The sequence below is a fragment of the Bernardetia aquimarina genome, assembly GCF_042180575.1.
GTDB lineage: Bacteria > Bacteroidota > Bacteroidia > Cytophagales > Bernardetiaceae > Bernardetia.
The window spans coordinates 1268951-1284417 of the sequence record NZ_CP170094.1 but is presented as its reverse complement, the minus strand read 5'-3'; the positions used below and the strand labels follow the sequence as shown (position 1 = coordinate 1284417).

14 protein-coding genes are annotated in these 15467 nt (G+C 30.7%); 9 read left to right on the top strand and 5 right to left on the bottom strand.

All coding sequences use genetic code 11. The features are described from left to right. Nucleotides 1-160: 160 nt before the first annotated feature. The 4 genes from alr (at nt 161) to ACE193_RS05335 (ending at nt 7496) form a co-directional block, all read left to right on the top strand. Complete coding sequence (gene alr / locus ACE193_RS05350; RefSeq protein ID WP_375561976.1) at nt 161-1321, top strand: alanine racemase; 1161 nt, start codon at nt 161-163, stop codon at nt 1319-1321. Between the two features lie 105 nt (nt 1322-1426). Beyond that, a complete protein-coding gene (locus tag ACE193_RS05345) occupies nt 1427-3799 on the top strand; it encodes a TonB-dependent receptor (RefSeq protein ID WP_375561975.1) in 2373 nt (790 codons plus the stop codon). 142 nt (nt 3800-3941) lie between these two features. Continuing rightward, nucleotides 3942-5552 (top strand): PP2C family protein-serine/threonine phosphatase, encoded by a 1611-nt coding sequence (locus ACE193_RS05340; protein WP_375561974.1) that lies wholly within the window; start codon nt 3942-3944, stop codon nt 5550-5552. A gap of 333 nt (nt 5553-5885) precedes the next feature. Beyond that, nucleotides 5886-7496: a SpoIIE family protein phosphatase gene (locus ACE193_RS05335; RefSeq protein WP_375561973.1), complete on the top strand. Its 1611-nt coding sequence runs from the start codon at nt 5886-5888 to the stop codon at nt 7494-7496. Nucleotides 7497-7708: 212 nt separating this feature from the next. Here ACE193_RS05335 and tpiA read toward each other — a convergent pair whose 3' ends face one another. Then, the gene (gene tpiA, locus ACE193_RS05330; protein ID WP_375561972.1) at nt 7709-8479 is read right to left on the bottom strand and encodes a triose-phosphate isomerase; all 771 of its coding nucleotides are present in this window, start codon (nt 8477-8479) and stop codon (nt 7709-7711) included. A 219-nt stretch (nt 8480-8698) separates the two neighbouring features. Here tpiA and yaaA point away from each other — a divergent pair, with 219 nt between their 5' ends. Together yaaA and ACE193_RS05320 are read left to right on the top strand one after the other, a co-directional pair. Beyond that, nucleotides 8699-9544, top strand: a complete 846-nt coding sequence (gene yaaA / locus ACE193_RS05325) for a peroxide stress protein YaaA (RefSeq protein ID WP_375561971.1) — start codon at nt 8699-8701, stop codon at nt 9542-9544. Between the two features lie 173 nt (nt 9545-9717). Next, complete coding sequence (locus tag ACE193_RS05320; protein WP_375561970.1) at nt 9718-10242, top strand: hypothetical protein; 525 nt, start codon at nt 9718-9720, stop codon at nt 10240-10242. Between the two features lie 127 nt (nt 10243-10369). Here the strand turns inward: ACE193_RS05320 and ACE193_RS05315 are convergent, their stop codons facing one another. Together ACE193_RS05315 and ACE193_RS05310 are read right to left on the bottom strand one after the other, a co-directional pair. Beyond that, complete coding sequence (locus ACE193_RS05315) at nt 10370-10873, bottom strand: HNH endonuclease (RefSeq protein WP_375561969.1); 504 nt, start codon at nt 10871-10873, stop codon at nt 10370-10372. Nucleotides 10874-11251: 378 nt separating this feature from the next. Next, nucleotides 11252-11632, bottom strand: coding sequence for a DUF1573 domain-containing protein (locus ACE193_RS05310; protein WP_375561968.1), 381 nt, complete (start codon nt 11630-11632; stop codon nt 11252-11254). 232 nt (nt 11633-11864) lie between these two features. Here ACE193_RS05310 and ACE193_RS05305 point away from each other — a divergent pair, with 232 nt between their 5' ends. Then, complete coding sequence (locus ACE193_RS05305) at nt 11865-13229, top strand: sensor histidine kinase (RefSeq protein WP_375561967.1); 1365 nt, start codon at nt 11865-11867, stop codon at nt 13227-13229. 6 nt (nt 13230-13235) lie between these two features. Here the strand turns inward: ACE193_RS05305 and ACE193_RS05300 are convergent, their stop codons facing one another. After that, nucleotides 13236-13472, bottom strand: a complete 237-nt coding sequence (locus tag ACE193_RS05300) for a hypothetical protein (RefSeq protein ID WP_375561966.1) — start codon at nt 13470-13472, stop codon at nt 13236-13238. 306 nt (nt 13473-13778) lie between these two features. Between ACE193_RS05300 and ACE193_RS05295 the strand changes: the two genes are divergently transcribed. Together ACE193_RS05295 and ACE193_RS05290 are read left to right on the top strand one after the other, a co-directional pair. Beyond that, the gene (locus ACE193_RS05295; protein ID WP_375561965.1) at nt 13779-14297 is read left to right on the top strand and encodes a gamma carbonic anhydrase family protein; all 519 of its coding nucleotides are present in this window, start codon (nt 13779-13781) and stop codon (nt 14295-14297) included. Between the two features lie 204 nt (nt 14298-14501). Then, entirely contained in the window at nt 14502-14648 is a 147-nt protein-coding gene (locus ACE193_RS05290; RefSeq protein ID WP_375561964.1) for a hypothetical protein, read from the top strand. On the opposite strand, the gene ACE193_RS05285 is transcribed toward ACE193_RS05290, so the two are convergent. Beyond that, complete coding sequence (locus ACE193_RS05285; RefSeq protein ID WP_375561963.1) at nt 14629-15390, bottom strand: SDR family NAD(P)-dependent oxidoreductase; 762 nt, start codon at nt 15388-15390, stop codon at nt 14629-14631. The genes ACE193_RS05290 and ACE193_RS05285 overlap by 20 nt on opposite strands. Nucleotides 15391-15467 lie beyond the last annotated feature (77 nt).

The following is a 15467-nucleotide window of genomic DNA, read 5'->3' as shown; positions in this document are numbered from 1 at the left end:
GTAATACTTGTTGTTGGGGTTTTAGTGATAGTAACACCAACAACCACAAAAATTTGTTATCTTATACTCCTTTTTTGATTTAAACCGTTAAGAAACTTAACTTTGAAGGACTAGACCATTCAAATAAAATAAATAAAGCACGTAAAAATAGATAAAATAAATGTTCGCAACCTCTCATATAGAAATTAGCAAGTCAGCTCTTCAAAACAACTACAATTTTTTAAGACAACTCATAGGAGAAAAAACAATACTGTCTTCTGTTGTAAAAGGAAATGCTTACGGACACGGATTAGAAAATTTTATTCCGTTGGCAGAATCGTTTGGTATTCATCATTTTTCGGTCTTTTCGGCTGATGAAGCCTTTGCTGTTCAGAAGCTAAAAAAAGAAGATTCTGAAATTATGATTATGGGAATGATAGGAAATGAAGAGTTAGAATGGGCAATCCAAACGGGTGTAGAAGTTTATATTTTTGATTTGGAGAGATTAGAAGCAGGACTGACTATAGCTCAGAAAGCTCAAATTCCTATCAAAATTCATTTAGAAATGGAAACAGGAATGAACCGTTTGGGTATTGCAAAAAGAGAAATTCCTAAAATGTTTGATTTACTTACCAAATATCAAAATTGTTTTATTTTGGAAGGACTTTGTACACATTATGCAGGAGCTGAAAGCATTGCCAATTATGTCAGAGTAAAATCACAAATTATCAATTATAAGAAAATTGTAAAGCGTTTCAAACGAAGAGAAGATAATGCTTTTATTCCTAAAAAATACCATACAGCGTGTTCGGCTGCTACGATTGCCTACCCACAAACACAAATGGATATGGTCAGAATTGGTATTTTGCAATATGGTTTTTTTCCTACCCAAGAAACGCTTATTCAATACTTAAAAGATAACAAAACACATCAAGACCCACTAAAACGAGTTTTGTCTTGGAAAAGTAAAATAATGACAATAAAAGATGTAGAAGCTGGCGAATTTATAGGATATGGAACATCTTTTTTAGCTTCTCAAAAAATGAAAATTGCGATTGTTCCTGTTGGTTATGCACATGGATATAGTCGAAGTTTGAGTAATATGGGAAGGGTTTTGATTCGTGGCGAACGTATGGCTGTGGTGGGAGTAGTCAATATGAATCTAATGATTATCGATTTAGAAAAAATGCAAAGTGCTGAAATAGGAGATGAAGTAGTTTTGATAGGAAAGCAAGGCGAACAAGAAATAAGTGTAGCCAGTTTTGGAGAAATGAGTAACCAACTCAATTATGAACTTCTTACTCGCTTGCCTGTAAATATTCCTCGTAAAGTGGTGGAATAAGTATTTTTATGTTGTAAATGCAACTCTGTTGCATAAAGTCGTTATCTTTTTATATCTTTGCAAGAATAAAGATTTTCCTTTCCTTATCTCCTCCTTTTTTTCATCATGCAAAGTCAATTTTTTAGAATAATTGTTTTTCAGTTTTTATTTCTATTTCTTTCTACAAGTGTCTTTTCTCAAAACTGCAATCTCTCCGTAACAGGTTTTATAATTGATGAAAATACAAATCAGCCTTTAGAATTTGTAAATGTCTATAATAAAGAAACGCTAAAAGGAACAGCAAGTAATGAAAAAGGTTATTTCGAATTGAAGAATATTTGTAAAGGAAAACATCATTTTATTTTTAGTCATGTAAGTGGAGAAAATCACAGTATTTTTTTGAATATCGAAAAAGATACTGTTTTGTATGTAGAAATTCATGCGCTCAATACGGTTTTGGAAAGTGTAGTAATTAGTGATAAATCAATTAATTCTACTCAAAATATACAAACTCTCAATCATCAACATATTTCAGATAATTCGAATCAAAACCTTTCGAATATGTTGGAGGAAATTTCTGGAGTAAGTACACTCAAAAATGGAAATGGAATCTCAAAACCTGTCGTACATGGATTGTATGGAAATCGCCTTACAATCCTAAACAACGGAATTGCACAAAGTGGACAGCAATGGGGAAACGACCACGCCCCCGAAATTGACCCTTTAGTTGCAAATAAAATCAGAGTAATAAAAGGAGTTTCTAGCTTAGAATATCAAGGCTCAAACTTAGGAAGCGTGATTTTAGTAGAACCTTCTAGAATAGACCGAGAACCTCACGTACACGGAAATACAAGCTATTTTTTTGAAAGTAATGGAAAAGGACATGGAGCAAATTTACAAGTAGAACAATACGGTTCGTTTTTGGCGTGGAAAATAAACGGAACACTCAAAAAAAGTGGGGACAAAAAAACAGCTAATTATTTTTTGAATAATACAGGAAATCAAGAAGTAAATATTGCCATTCAATTAGAGAAACAGTTTACCGAAAACTTCTTTACAGATTTTTATTTTAGCTCTTTCAATACAGAATTAGGAGTTTTGCGTGGTGCGCATGTTGGAAATCTGACTGACTTAGAAAGTGCTTTTGAGCGTGAAACTCCATTTTTTACAGAAGAGAGTTTTAGTTATGCTATCGACGCACCAAAACAAACAGTAAACCATCATTTATTCAAAATTCATTCAAAGAAATATTTTGAGCCAAAAAATAAAGAGAATGACACAGAACAATTCCTAGATTTTACCTTTGCTACTCAACTCAATATTCGTAAAGAATTTGATGTTCGTAGAAGTGGACGTTCAGATATTCCAGCCCTAAACCTCAAACAATATTCCTATTTTTCAGAAATTAAATACCAAAAAGAATTTTATAATAATTTGATATTCAAAGTGGGGTTGCAATCTACCATTACAGATAATACCAACGACCCAGAAACAGGGATTTTGCCATTGATTCCAGATTATTTGAGTTATGAAACTGGAGTTTTTACAGTGCTGACCAAAAAAGTAAATCGTTGGTTTTTCGAAACAGGTTTTCGTTATCAAAATACAATTCAAAATGCTGTTACAATTAGTAGAAGTGTGCCTAGAGAAATTATTCGTTTTGATAATAACTTCAACAATTTTAGTTCATCTTTAGGAATAAATTATGAATTGAGTGAGCATATTCAAGTTTCGTATAATGTAGGTTATGCAACTCGTAATCCTGCTGTCAATGAGCTTTTTAGCAATGGACTTCATCAAGGAGTAAGTGGAATAGAAGAAGGAAATCCAAATCTGAATACCGAAAAGTCTATCAAAAATACGCTTTCTTTGAGTGGAAAAATCAAAGAAAAATTATCTTTCGAAACGCTGATTTATTATCAAAATATTGATGATTATATTTATCTCAATCCAGAAAATGAAGTTCGTCTGACTATTCGTGGAGCTTTTCCAGTCTTTAAATACAAACAAACGAATGCTCAAATTTATGGCTTAGATATTTCTACTCGTTATCAGTTTACCAAGTCATTGGATTTGAAGGCAAGTTATAGCTTTATAAAAGGCGAAGATTTAGAGAATAATTTACCTCTTATAAATATGCCTTCGAATAATTTACAGGCAAGTTTGCGCTATCAAATTCAGAAACCAATTTCTATTGGAGGAAAAGATAAAAAACGTCCTAAAAAGCTGACCAATACACAGTTTGAAATAACAAATCGTTATGTTTTTTATCAACGAAATATTTTAGAAGAACAAGACTTTACGCTTCCTCCTGCTGCTTATAATTTGGTAGGCTTGAGAATTTCTACTACTATTCAAGGACAAAAAACACAACTACGGATTTTTGGAAAAGTAGATAATTTATTCAATGTAGCATACAGAGATTACCTAAATAGACAGCGTTATTTTGCTGATGATTTGGGGATAAACATTGTTTTGGGTGCAAAATTGGAGTTTTAATATTCTACTAATAATAGAAATTTTTGTATATTTACATAGTAATAAAAAGCATATTTAATGTTATACAGATTAAACAAAAAATAGTGCAATAACTTTACAAAAAAAAATAACTGAAAATAGTTGTTTCAATGTTTAAAAATCTATGAATCAGTCCCCTATAATTGATAATACAATTCCCCCAAAAACAAAAGAAGAAAATTTAACGAATATAGACCTCAAAGAATATCTAATAAAAGTACAAGAACAAGCTGATAAAATATCTGATAAATTTGTGATTATATCTTTTATTATCGGATTTTTTTTAGCTCCTGTCTATGAAACATGGCTTTTTAGTTTCATTACTGGAGGTTGTGCTTTGGGGATTTATTTGATTGCTCGTTTTATACTTCAAAATAAATTTCAGGCTCGCATGCTTATTAGTATCGTCTATGCTGTTTTTATGTTACAGTTTATTGGACAGATGCACGGTATGGCAGAAACTCATTTTTTCTTTTTTGTAAATGCAGCCCTTCTCATTATTTATCAAGACTGGCGCATCATGATTCCTTATGCTATTCTTACAGTTGGGCATCATAGTATATTAGCTATTTTGCAAGTAGCTTATGGAATGGAAAGTTTAGGGCAATATTTTATTAGTTATAATGGTGTAACTCTTGAGGGAGAAACAGTGGCTCATGTAACTGCTTTTCAACTTGCTATTCATTTTACTATTGTTTCTATCATGGCTGTTGTATGTGGTTGGTGGGCAATTCTGTTTAGAAAAAATAGTATGTTTTTGATGAAAAATCAAAGAAAAATACAAGTCAAAAATGAAAGACTAATAACTTCTGAAGAAGAATTAAAGCAAAATATTGAAGAATTAGAGACGACACAAAATAAGTTGAGTTTAATGAACAATGAAATGACTTATAATATGATAGCTTTAGAGGATAAAAATAAAATTATCGAAGAAAAAAATAAGAAAATTACTTCAAGTATAAACTATGCCAAGCGTATTCAAGATGCAATGCTTCCAAAGATAGGAAAAATAAAACGAGGTTTGCCTCACTCATTTGTTTATTTTAAGCCTAGAGATATTGTGAGTGGAGATTTTTATTATTATCATAAAGTAGATAATAAAATTATTATTGCTGCCATTGATTGTACAGGTCATGGTGTTCCAGGGGCATTTATGTCTTTGATAGGAAATGATTTAATGAATGAAATAATAGATTCTAGGAATATTCTTACTCCTGCTTCTATTCTTACTATTCTAAATCAAAAAATAGATAAGGTTCTTCATCAATCAGATGCTTATTCAGAGCTTGATGATAACTTTGTTTCAATGAGAGATGGAATGGATGCTGCTATTTGTATGATAGATTTTGAAAATAACAAATTAGAATATGCAGGAGCAAAAAATCCATTAGTTTGTATTCAAGGTAAAGAGGTAAAAGTAATAAAAGGAGATAGAATATCAGTAGGAGGAAACTCAATCAGTCAGCAGAGTACGATGTTTACCAATCATGTTATTTCTATTGAAGAACCAACTTCATTTTATATTTATTCAGATGGCTTTCAAGACCAATTTGGAGGAAAAAAAAATATGAAATACAATACAAAAAGGTTTCAACAAACACTTTTAGATATTTCTAATTATCCTTTTTCTGAACAAGAAGATACATTAAATGCTATCTTTGAAGAGTGGAAAGGAGAAAAACAGAAGCAAATTGATGATATTTTGGTAGTTGGCTTTGAAGTAAAGCCAACTTAATTTTGAAAAGTATATAATTTATGTAGTATCTCTTATGAAGATTATCTAAATAGACAATATTATTAAATTAGATTTTTGAAAAGTAATATACTCCCCCTATAACTAGATTCCGAAATTTTCTCCTATCAGCATACCTTCAAGGTTTCAGATAGTTTGTTTTATTAATCGTAATAATACTTATGAACAGCTTTAGCCTGCAATAAAGTTAAAGTGTCCGACAGGTTTACTTTTTCGAAAACCAAAAGTGTATGAGTATAATCATAGAAATAACTTTATTTTTAAGTAAAAAATAGTTAAGTTAGGCAAAAAACTTACTACTTTTTCTGAAAATATATGAAATCATCTATAATTGACAATTCAGAGCTTGTTTTTGACACAGACGAAATTTCAGAAGAGCTATATCTTAAAAGATACTTAATAAAAGTACAAACCAAAGCTGATAAAATATCTGATAAGTTTGTAATGATATTTTTTGTTATTGGAGTTTTTTTAGCACCTATTTATGAAACATGGCTTTTTAGTTTCATTACAGGAGGTTGTGCTTTGGGTATTTATTTGGCTGCTCGTTTTTTATTGAGCAATAAATTGTATGCCCGTATGCTTATTAGTATTGTTTATGCTGTTTTTATGTTACAGTTTATTGGACAGATGCATGGCATGGCAGAAACTCATTTTTTCTTTTTTGTAAACGCAGCTCTTCTCATTATTTATCAAGATTGGCGTATTATGATTCCTTATGCTATCCTTACTGTTGGACATCATAGTATTTTGGCTGTTTTGCAAGTAGTGTATGGAATGGAAAGTTTAGGGCAATATTTTATTAGTTATAATGGTGTAACTCTTGAGGGAGAAACAGTAGCTTATGTAACTGCTTTTCAACTTGCTATTCATTTTACTATTGTTTCTATCATGGCTGTTGTATGTGGTTGGTGGGCAATTATTTTTAGACAGAATAGTATTTTTCTGATTAAAAATAAAATGGAAGTACAAGATAAAAATAAACGTTTACTAGTTTCTGAAGAAGAATTAAGACAAAATATTGAAGAACTAGAAACAATACAAAACAAGCTAAGTCTAGTAAATAGTGAAATGACTTACAATATGGAAGCTTTGGAGGATAAAAATAAAATTATAGAAGAAAAAAATAATAACATAGAAGAAAAAAATAAAAGTATTACAGCAAGTATCAATTATGCCAAACGCATTCAAGAAGCTATGCTTCCTAAAATAGAAAAAATTAAAGAAAGTTTGCCCAATTCATTTGTGCTTTTTAAACCTAAAGACATTGTAAGTGGAGATTTTTACTATTTTCATAAAGTGGATAATAAAATTATTATTGCTGCTATTGATTGTACTGGGCATGGCGTTCCAGGTGCGTTTATGTCTTTGATAGGAAATGAGTTATTAAATGCAATCTTAGATAAAAATATTTTTACTCCTTCTCAGATTCTTACAAATTTAAACCAAAAAATAGACAAAGCTCTTCAGCAAACTGATCTCTCTATTCGTTCTACAAGAGATGGAATGGATGCAGCCATTTGTATGATAGATTTGGAAAACAACAAACTAGAATTTGCAGGAGCAAAAAATCCTTTAGTTTATATTCAAAATAATGAAGTACATGTTATAAAAGGAGATAGAACTTCAGTAGGAGGAAATTTAGCTAAAAAGCAGCAAAAACAGTTTACCAATCATACCATTTCTATTGATTCTACGACTTCTTTTTATATTTATTCAGATGGTTTTCAAGACCAGTTTGGAGGAGAAGAAGATGTAACATATAACACAACAAGATTTAAACAAACCCTTTTAGAGATTTCTACTAGTCCTTTTTCTGAGCAAAAAGAAGTATTAGAAACTATTTTTGAAGATTGGAAAGGAAAACAAAGGAGAGGACAAATGGATGATGTTTTAGTAATTGGCTTTGAAGTTGGTTTTTCTTAGACTTAGGACTTTTGCAAGATTTGCTAAAATTTGAAAAATATGTCTTGTCCTAACTATAGTTTGAAAGGTGAATTCAGATTAGCAATATTTCTTTTATTCGTTTAAAATAGATTAGATATTGTCTTTGGTCTGCTCTATTTTTAAATCACAAAAAAAACTATTCATTTTTATAAAATGAATAGTTTTTTGTTAGGGAGTAATAATTTAGGTCATTAAAATGACTTTGCAATTTCCACAAAATCTCTTGATTTTAGAGCAGCTCCTCCAATAAGTCCACCATCTACATCAGGACAAGCAAAAAGTTCTTTTGCATTATCAGGTTTACAGCTTCCCCCATACAAAATAGGTGTTTTGTCTGCTATTTCTTTTCCATATTTTGATGTGATATGTTTTCTTATTTCTGCATGAATTTCTTGTGCTTGCTGGCTAGAAGCAGTTTTTCCTGTTCCGATTGCCCAAATAGGTTCATAAGCAATGACTACTTTTTCAAAATCAGAGTTTGATAAATGAAAAAGACTTTCTGAAATTTGATTTTTGATAAATTCGACATGATTTCCTTCTTCTCTGAGTTCTAATGTTTCACCACAACAAAAAATAGGAAGCATTTTATTAGCAAAAATTAAATCAATTTTTTGAGCAATTTCTTGATTTGTTTCTTTGAAATATTGTCTTCTTTCACTGTGTCCGATAATAACATATTCTACTTGATAAGAAGCAAGCATTTCAGCCGAAATTTCGCCTGTATAAGCTCCTTTTTCTTTAGAAGCTACATTTTGCGCTCCTAAATATATATTTTTAGTATTTTTGAAAAGTGATTTTATAGTAGAAATATGAATAAAAGGAGAACAAAGAATAAGTTTTACATTTTTTTGATTGGTTGCTAGTTCATCATTACTCATTCCCACAACTTCAGAAGTAAGACTTTGAGCTTCTTCTTTGTTAAGATTCATTTTCCAGTTTCCTGCTACAATTTTTTGACGCATAATAATTTAGTTTAATTTGACTATTAGTTTGGTGTCCGTTTTGAATATAAAATTATTTTATGTTTTTTTGTTAAAAAAAATAAACAATTCCTAATTAACTGTCGTGATAATTTATTATGACTAAAATACAATTTAGGAATTGTGTATTTTTACAAAAAAAATATTTACAAAAATAAGAAAACTAAATTACCCTTCTTACTACTTACTAAATAAATACTTATGATTGTTATACTTTCCCCTTCAAAGACACAAGATTTTGAGAATATAAATCGGACAGATATACAAACTCAACCCGAGTTTATGTTAGACACCAAAGAACTTTTAGAAGAAGTTCAGAAAAAAGAAATCGATGAGTTACAAGAAGTTATGCAAGTAAGCGAACGATTAGCTTTCTTAAATTATAATCGCTTTCAAGATATTCAATTTCCATTTAATCCAGATTATGATAGACAGGCGATTGTAGCTTTTCGTGGTGATGTCTATGAAGGCTTAGATTCGGATACTCTTACAGATGAAGAATTATATTTTGCACAATCTACTTTGCGTATTATTTCAGGCTTTTATGGTATTTTGCGTCCTCTTGATTTGATTCAACCTTATCGTTTGGAAATGAAAACGCCTTTAAAAACAAGACGAGGAAAGAATTTGTATCAGTTTTGGGACAAATTTTTAACAGATTATTTTAATACTCGTTATCCAGATGATACCATTATTAATTTGGCTTCCCAAGAATATGCAAAAGCTATCTTTAATAGACATTTTAAGCTCAAAGCCATAACACCTCTTTTCAAAGAAGAAAAAGATGGAGAATTAAAAACAGTTGCTATTTATGCAAAAAAAGCGAGAGGCAAAATGGCTCGTTATATTATTCAAAATAAAATCAAGCAGCCAAGTAAATTAAAATTCTTTGAAGAAGATGGTTATAAATTTGATGCCGAAATATCTACAGAGACTGAATGGGTTTTTGCTAGACCAAGACCAGAAAAAGTAGAACAGGAAGTATCTAAAGAACCCAAAAAGAGAGGTAGAAAATCAAAAGAAAAAGCACATCAAGAAGAGGAGTAATAAATGGTCAAAATAAATAGACTTTTAGATTGCTTTTTTTGAAAATAGAATCAAAATTAGTATTTTGGTAGCTTAGATTATTTTTTTGTTAATATATTTCACTTTGATGGAAAAATATAATTATATGTTACTTTTTTTGTATTACTACAAGGTATTTTAAAAATATTTCTGCTATGATTCATCACGTAAATAACGAATTTGGTTCTGTCTGTCTAACTGTAGAATATGACGAAAAATCGCAATGGGTTTTTTATCAATGGAAAGGTTTTATTCGTATGCAGGATATCAAGGCAGGATATAATAAGATTATCGAACAAGTAGCAGAAAACAATGCTGTGGCAGTTTTGGCAGACCATAGTCAGATTGTAGGACCTTGGAATGAAGCGAACGATTGGCTTACAAATGACTGGACTCCTCGTGCTATCGAAGCAGGAATGTTTTATTGGGCAATTAATACAGGAAATGACCTTTTTTCAAATATTTCATTAGAAATGTTTTTAAATAAAAATAGTCAAGGAAAGTATAAAGTACAAGTTTTTGAGCAATTATCAGATGCTAGTAAATGGCTTTCGAATAGAATTATGCTAGACCCAACTCCTAAAAGAATAGCAAAAATTCAGACTGCTACAAAAAAAGAATTGCCTAACCCTGCAAAACAAATAGAAGCATCAAAATCTACAAATGGAAAAAGGTTGTAATTTAAAATAAAAAACCTTCTTAAAGTTGATATTAAAATCAATTTTAGGAAGGTTTGTTTTTTTGTAAAATGTGCCAAGAGATTAAAAATCTATTTGTGTATTGTAACTTTTCTGTCATAAAAATGATTTAGGCATGTTGTAAAAACTGCTTCCAGTTTTCATCTCCCATTCTTGAAAACTCACGTAAAAACATCACAAAAGTAGGCTTGAATGGCTTGTAAGGTAATTTCATTCCTACATCTTCAAGACTAAAATCACTTTTTCTTGAATTACAACGCTGACAAGCACTTACTAAGTTTGTCCAAGATGTTTTTCCACCTTGAGAGCGTGGCACAACGTGGTCTAGGGTAAGGTCTTTTTTACTGTTGCAATACACACATTGATTTCCATCTCGTTTGAAGATGTTTTGACGTGTAAGCATGACTCCTCTGTATGGAATATTGACGTAAGAATTTAGGCGAATAACAGAAGGAGCAGCGAAAGATTTGTTTACTGTTTGAATAAAACCATCAGGAACAGAGTTTACCATCTCAGCTTTATGTAGATAAACAAGCAAAAACGCTTTGGCTACACTACAAACAGAAATTGCACGATAATCTGCATTCAATACTAACACTTTCCGACTAACCATGACTTTAGAATTTTGGATTAATGGAGAAATAAATAAAATTAAAATCTAATTACATAACTGTAAATTGATTTGTTAAATTTTGTATATGCCAAAATTATGCAAATTAAGTTTGTTATAATATTAATTTCACGTAAAATTATTATTAATAAATTGAATTGCACCTAATTTTTATCATATACTTTTTCAAAACCAAAAATTGAATAATAAAGTTCATTAATCAATTACGAATTACGAATTAAAAATTACGAATTTAATGAAACACAAAAATTAAATTGTATTTTTTAGTTCGCTATTTTATTTTCCGTAATCCGTAATCCGTAATCCGTAATCCGTAATCCGTAATCCGTAATCCGTAATCCGTAATCCGTAATCCGTAATTTATTCAACCACTTCTCCATTAAAACGAAGCACAACAGGCTCATTTTCGCCAGCTATTGTAACGGTAACAGTTTTGCTGAATGCACCAATTTTGGCAGCATTGAAAGTTGCTTTTATGTTGCTTGATTGTCCTGTTGGAATAGCCTCTTTCGAAAACTCTACTCCTGTACAACCACAAGAACCTTTTGCAGATTGAATGACAATCGGAGTTTTGCCTGTATTGACAAACTCATAAGTAGCTGTTACAGGTTTATTGTGTTCTATTTTTCCAAAGTCAATACTGGTTTGTTTCCAGTTGATAGAATTGTAGGCTGGAGAAAAAGCGAATAAAAAAGAAATTGTAACTAATGTAAAGAGAAAACCAAAAAATTGCTTTTGCATAATCTTGAAAATTTAAAGTGTAAATAACGATTTGATAAAATTAAGCTATCGTTGCAACAAGAACTTATACAAATATACGGCAAAACACCTTTCAACGCTGTTAATGACTTTCAAAGGTTTGTTAAGGAGATGTTAATAGAATAAATGTAGAAGGTAGAAGTCAGATTTTAGAAGTAAATTCAAAGAAATAACAGGATTTCTCTTTTATCTCTTTGGTCAAAACGTATTTTTAATGAACAAACAAACTATCATTCTTCTTTTAATTTTTGCTTTACTTTCTATTTTTGGAATTATTTCTATTCAAATTTATTGGGTGCAACGTGCTTTTGATGCCAATAGAAAACAAAACGAACAAAAAATACAAGTCGCTTTACAGAATATTGCTGAAAAAATTGCTGATTATAACAAAACTACTTTGCCTTCTAATTCTCCTATTAATCAGCTTTCTAGTGATTATTATACGGTTAGTGTAAACTGTGAAATTGATGCTGCTGTGTTGGAATATTTTTTGAAAAGTGAGTTTTCTAAAAGGAATATTCAGACTGATTTTGAATATGGAATTTATGATTGTGATAGCGAAAAGATGGTCTATGGAAATTATATTTCATCAAATCAATCAGATACTAATTCTAAAAATACACAAAGACTTAAAAAAGAGCTGCCAAAATGGGAAGGACAAAATTATTATTTTGGTATTCGGTTTCCTTCGGTTTCTTCGCAACTCGTTTCAGAAATGGATATTTGGATATTTTTATCAGTGATTTTGCTGTTGGTAATTTTCTTTTTGGTCTATGGAATGTTTTTTATTATTACACAAAGGCAGTTTTCACAAGCTCAAAAACAATTTATCAATAATATTACACACGAGTTGAAAACACCTATTTCTATTTTAGGAATTGCTGCAAAGGTTTTGATAAATAATGATGAAAATGCAGAAATCACACATGAACGAACTCAAAAGGAGAAAGAAAGAAAAAATCAATACGCCATTATTGTAAAAGAACAAACCGAAAGGCTCAATTCGCAGGTAGAAAAGCTCGTCGAACTTTTGATGTTAGAACGAAGTAGTTATGTGCCTCTTTCTTTAGAAAAAATTAATCTTCAAGAAACGATTCAAGAAACAATACAGAGTTTTGAGTTAGAGGTTTTGGCAAAACAAGACTTTCAGAATCAAGATTTTAAAATTCAATTTACAGAAGGAGAAAATCAAATAGAAAATGAGATTTTTATAAAAGCTGATAAAGTTCATTTTCAAAATATGTTACACAATCTTTTAGAAAATGCCTTCAAATACAATCAAAATACGCCTTTTGTAGAAATTTCTATTTCACTTCAATCAAAAAATAGACTAACTCTGTCCATAAAAGACAATGGAATAGGAATCGATAAAAAATATCAAAAACGAATCTTTGATAAATTTTTTAGAATCCAAAACAGCGATATTCACACTACAAAAGGTTTTGGATTAGGGCTTAGTTATATCAAACAAGTAATAAAAGCCCACAAATGGACAATAAAAGTAGATAGCAAAATGAATAATCAAGAAAATAACTTGAATGAGGGAACAACTTTTTTTATAGAAATTCCTTTTCAATAATTGAATTTATTCAGCACTCAAAAAACGTATTTTTTCTTGATATGCCATTACATCGCTACAATATTCATTCAATCGTTTTGACATTTCTCTTAGTTTTCGGAGTTCTTTTGGCGAAATAGTTTCATTTTCAGTAGTAGATTCATTGGCTGTATTCAAACTATCATATTCTGTTTTGAGTTGGGAAAGAACATTTTTAATTTGAAGTTTATAACTTGCAATTTGATGTTGAGCAGTCGTGTTCATAATTGATGTAGTCGTAATTTTGGTTTTTTGTTATTGGTGGAGACAACAACAGCAAAATGTTTTTAATAAAAAATTGAAAACAATAAATAATCTTCTTTTGATGCTACTAAATTACGACTTCTACATTTCATAGTAATTTCCAAATCGTTAGGAAATTATTAATTTTGTTGTGTCTGTTTATCACTCGTGGGGACACGAGCAATGGTAGATTTTTTGATTTACAATTAAGAAGAACATACTATTTTAAAAAATATTTTCAATGTATCCGTTGCTTGTGTCCCCACGAGCGACCTAAAAAAAATAAATATGGCTTTAATTCTTCCTGTGCGTGGTTTTTCTCCAAAATTTGGCAAAGATTGTTTTCTTGCTCCCAATGCTACAATAGTTGGCGAAGTAGAAATGGGTAATAATTGTAGTGTTTGGTTTAGTGCTGTTGTTCGTGGTGATGTAAATTATATCAGAATCGGTCATCACACCAATATTCAAGACAATGCAACTATTCACGGAACTTACGAAACTGCACCGACAACCATCGGAAATTATGTAAGTATCGGACACAATGCCATCGTTCATGGCTGTACGATTGAAGACAACGTTTTGATAGGAATGGGCGCACGATTGATGGATGGGGTAATTGTTAGAACTGGAAGTATTGTAGCAGCAGGTGCAGTAGTTTTGGAAGGAACAGAAATTGAAAGTGGATTTATTTATGCTGGTGTTCCTGCTAAAAAAGTAAAACCAATCGGAGAAAGAGGCGAAATGTTACAACGAATAGCAAATAATTATATCAAGTATTCGGGTTGGTTTATGGAAAAAGGTAATTAATTACGAATTACGAATTACAGGGCATGTTCATAAAAAATAATTGAGCTTGTGAATATGTTTAATCAAATAAGTTATAGCATTTTTTTAACTTTGACAGTCCTTTCAGAAGGCTGTCAATAGTTGGAAAAATAAGCTCGTCTGTACCTAAACTATTGTCAGAGTTATTTTGGATTACCAAAAACTACTGACAAAGTTTTTATGAACATGCCCTGTTACGAATTACGAATTACGAATTACGAATTACGAATTTCTTTTTTTTATAAAAACATGGGATTAGATTCTTTAGTCGTTGTCGGTGGATATATCTCCACCGACGAGTGTATAAAACGAATTACTTCTTATTTACCATAGCAGATTTTGCTTGGTCGGCTGGCAAAATCAAAATGTCAGCAATATTGACATGTGAAGGACGAGAAACTACAAAATAAATCAATTCTGCAATATCTTGCGCTGTAAGTGGTGTATAGTTTTGATAAACTTTTTCGGCTCTATTTTCATCATTTTTGAAACGAACTTTCGAAAACTCGGTTTCTACTAATCCTGGTTTTACTTCGCTTACTTTTATATTTTCTTTGAGTAAATCAATACGCATTGTTTCACTAAGCATCGCAACGGCAGACTTAGTGGCACAATAGACATTTCCATTTGCATACGAATCTATTCCAGCTATCGAACCAATATTTATAATCTGTCCTTTGTTTTTTTCTGACCTTGTTTTGTTCAATAGTTTTGGTAGAAGTGCTTTTGTTACATACAAAAGTCCTTTTATATTGAGGTCAATCATAAAATCCCAATCGTCTAAATTTCCTTCTTGAATGGAAGAAAGTCCGTGTGCATTTCCTGCATTATTGATGAGAATATCTATATTTTTAAAAGAATCTTCAAGCGAATCAACAGCTTTTTGAACTTCTTCTCTATTACGAATATCAAAAGAAAGTGTTTTTACGTTTACTTTTTGAGATAATTCCTTTTCTAATTCTTGAAGCCTTTCTGTTCTTCTTCCACAAAGAATAAGGTTAATATTGTTTTCTGCAAAAATGTGTGCTGTGGCAAGTCCAATTCCTGAAGTTGCGCCTGTGATGAATGCTAACATAAAATAGTGATAAGTGATAAATTGTAAGTGATAAGTTATGAAATACGAATGACTTTAATAAGTAACTGAGCAAAATA

Bases quoted from the DNA above. Each gene is read 5' to 3' on its own strand.
- ACE193_RS05290 (WP_375561964.1), top strand. From the start codon at position 14,502: ATGCCCTGTTACGAATTACGAATTACGAATTACGAATTACGAATTTCT.
- ACE193_RS05340 (WP_375561974.1), top strand. From the start codon at position 3,942: ATGAATCAGTCCCCTATAATTGATAATACAATTCCCCCAAAAACAAAA.
- ACE193_RS05310 (WP_375561968.1), bottom strand. From the start codon at position 11,632: ATGCAAAAGCAATTTTTTGGTTTTCTCTTTACATTAGTTACAATTTCT.
- alr (WP_375561976.1), top strand. From the start codon at position 161: ATGTTCGCAACCTCTCATATAGAAATTAGCAAGTCAGCTCTTCAAAAC.
- ACE193_RS05300 (WP_375561966.1), bottom strand. From the start codon at position 13,472: ATGAACACGACTGCTCAACATCAAATTGCAAGTTATAAACTTCAAATT.
- ACE193_RS05315 (WP_375561969.1), bottom strand. From the start codon at position 10,873: ATGGTTAGTCGGAAAGTGTTAGTATTGAATGCAGATTATCGTGCAATT.
- ACE193_RS05345 (WP_375561975.1), top strand. From the start codon at position 1,427: ATGCAAAGTCAATTTTTTAGAATAATTGTTTTTCAGTTTTTATTTCTA.
- yaaA (WP_375561971.1), top strand. From the start codon at position 8,699: ATGATTGTTATACTTTCCCCTTCAAAGACACAAGATTTTGAGAATATA.
- ACE193_RS05285 (WP_375561963.1), bottom strand. From the start codon at position 15,390: ATGTTAGCATTCATCACAGGCGCAACTTCAGGAATTGGACTTGCCACA.
- tpiA (WP_375561972.1), bottom strand. From the start codon at position 8,479: ATGCGTCAAAAAATTGTAGCAGGAAACTGGAAAATGAATCTTAACAAA.
- ACE193_RS05305 (WP_375561967.1), top strand. From the start codon at position 11,865: ATGAACAAACAAACTATCATTCTTCTTTTAATTTTTGCTTTACTTTCT.
- ACE193_RS05320 (WP_375561970.1), top strand. From the start codon at position 9,718: ATGATTCATCACGTAAATAACGAATTTGGTTCTGTCTGTCTAACTGTA.
- ACE193_RS05335 (WP_375561973.1), top strand. From the start codon at position 5,886: ATGAAATCATCTATAATTGACAATTCAGAGCTTGTTTTTGACACAGAC.
- ACE193_RS05295 (WP_375561965.1), top strand. From the start codon at position 13,779: ATGGCTTTAATTCTTCCTGTGCGTGGTTTTTCTCCAAAATTTGGCAAA.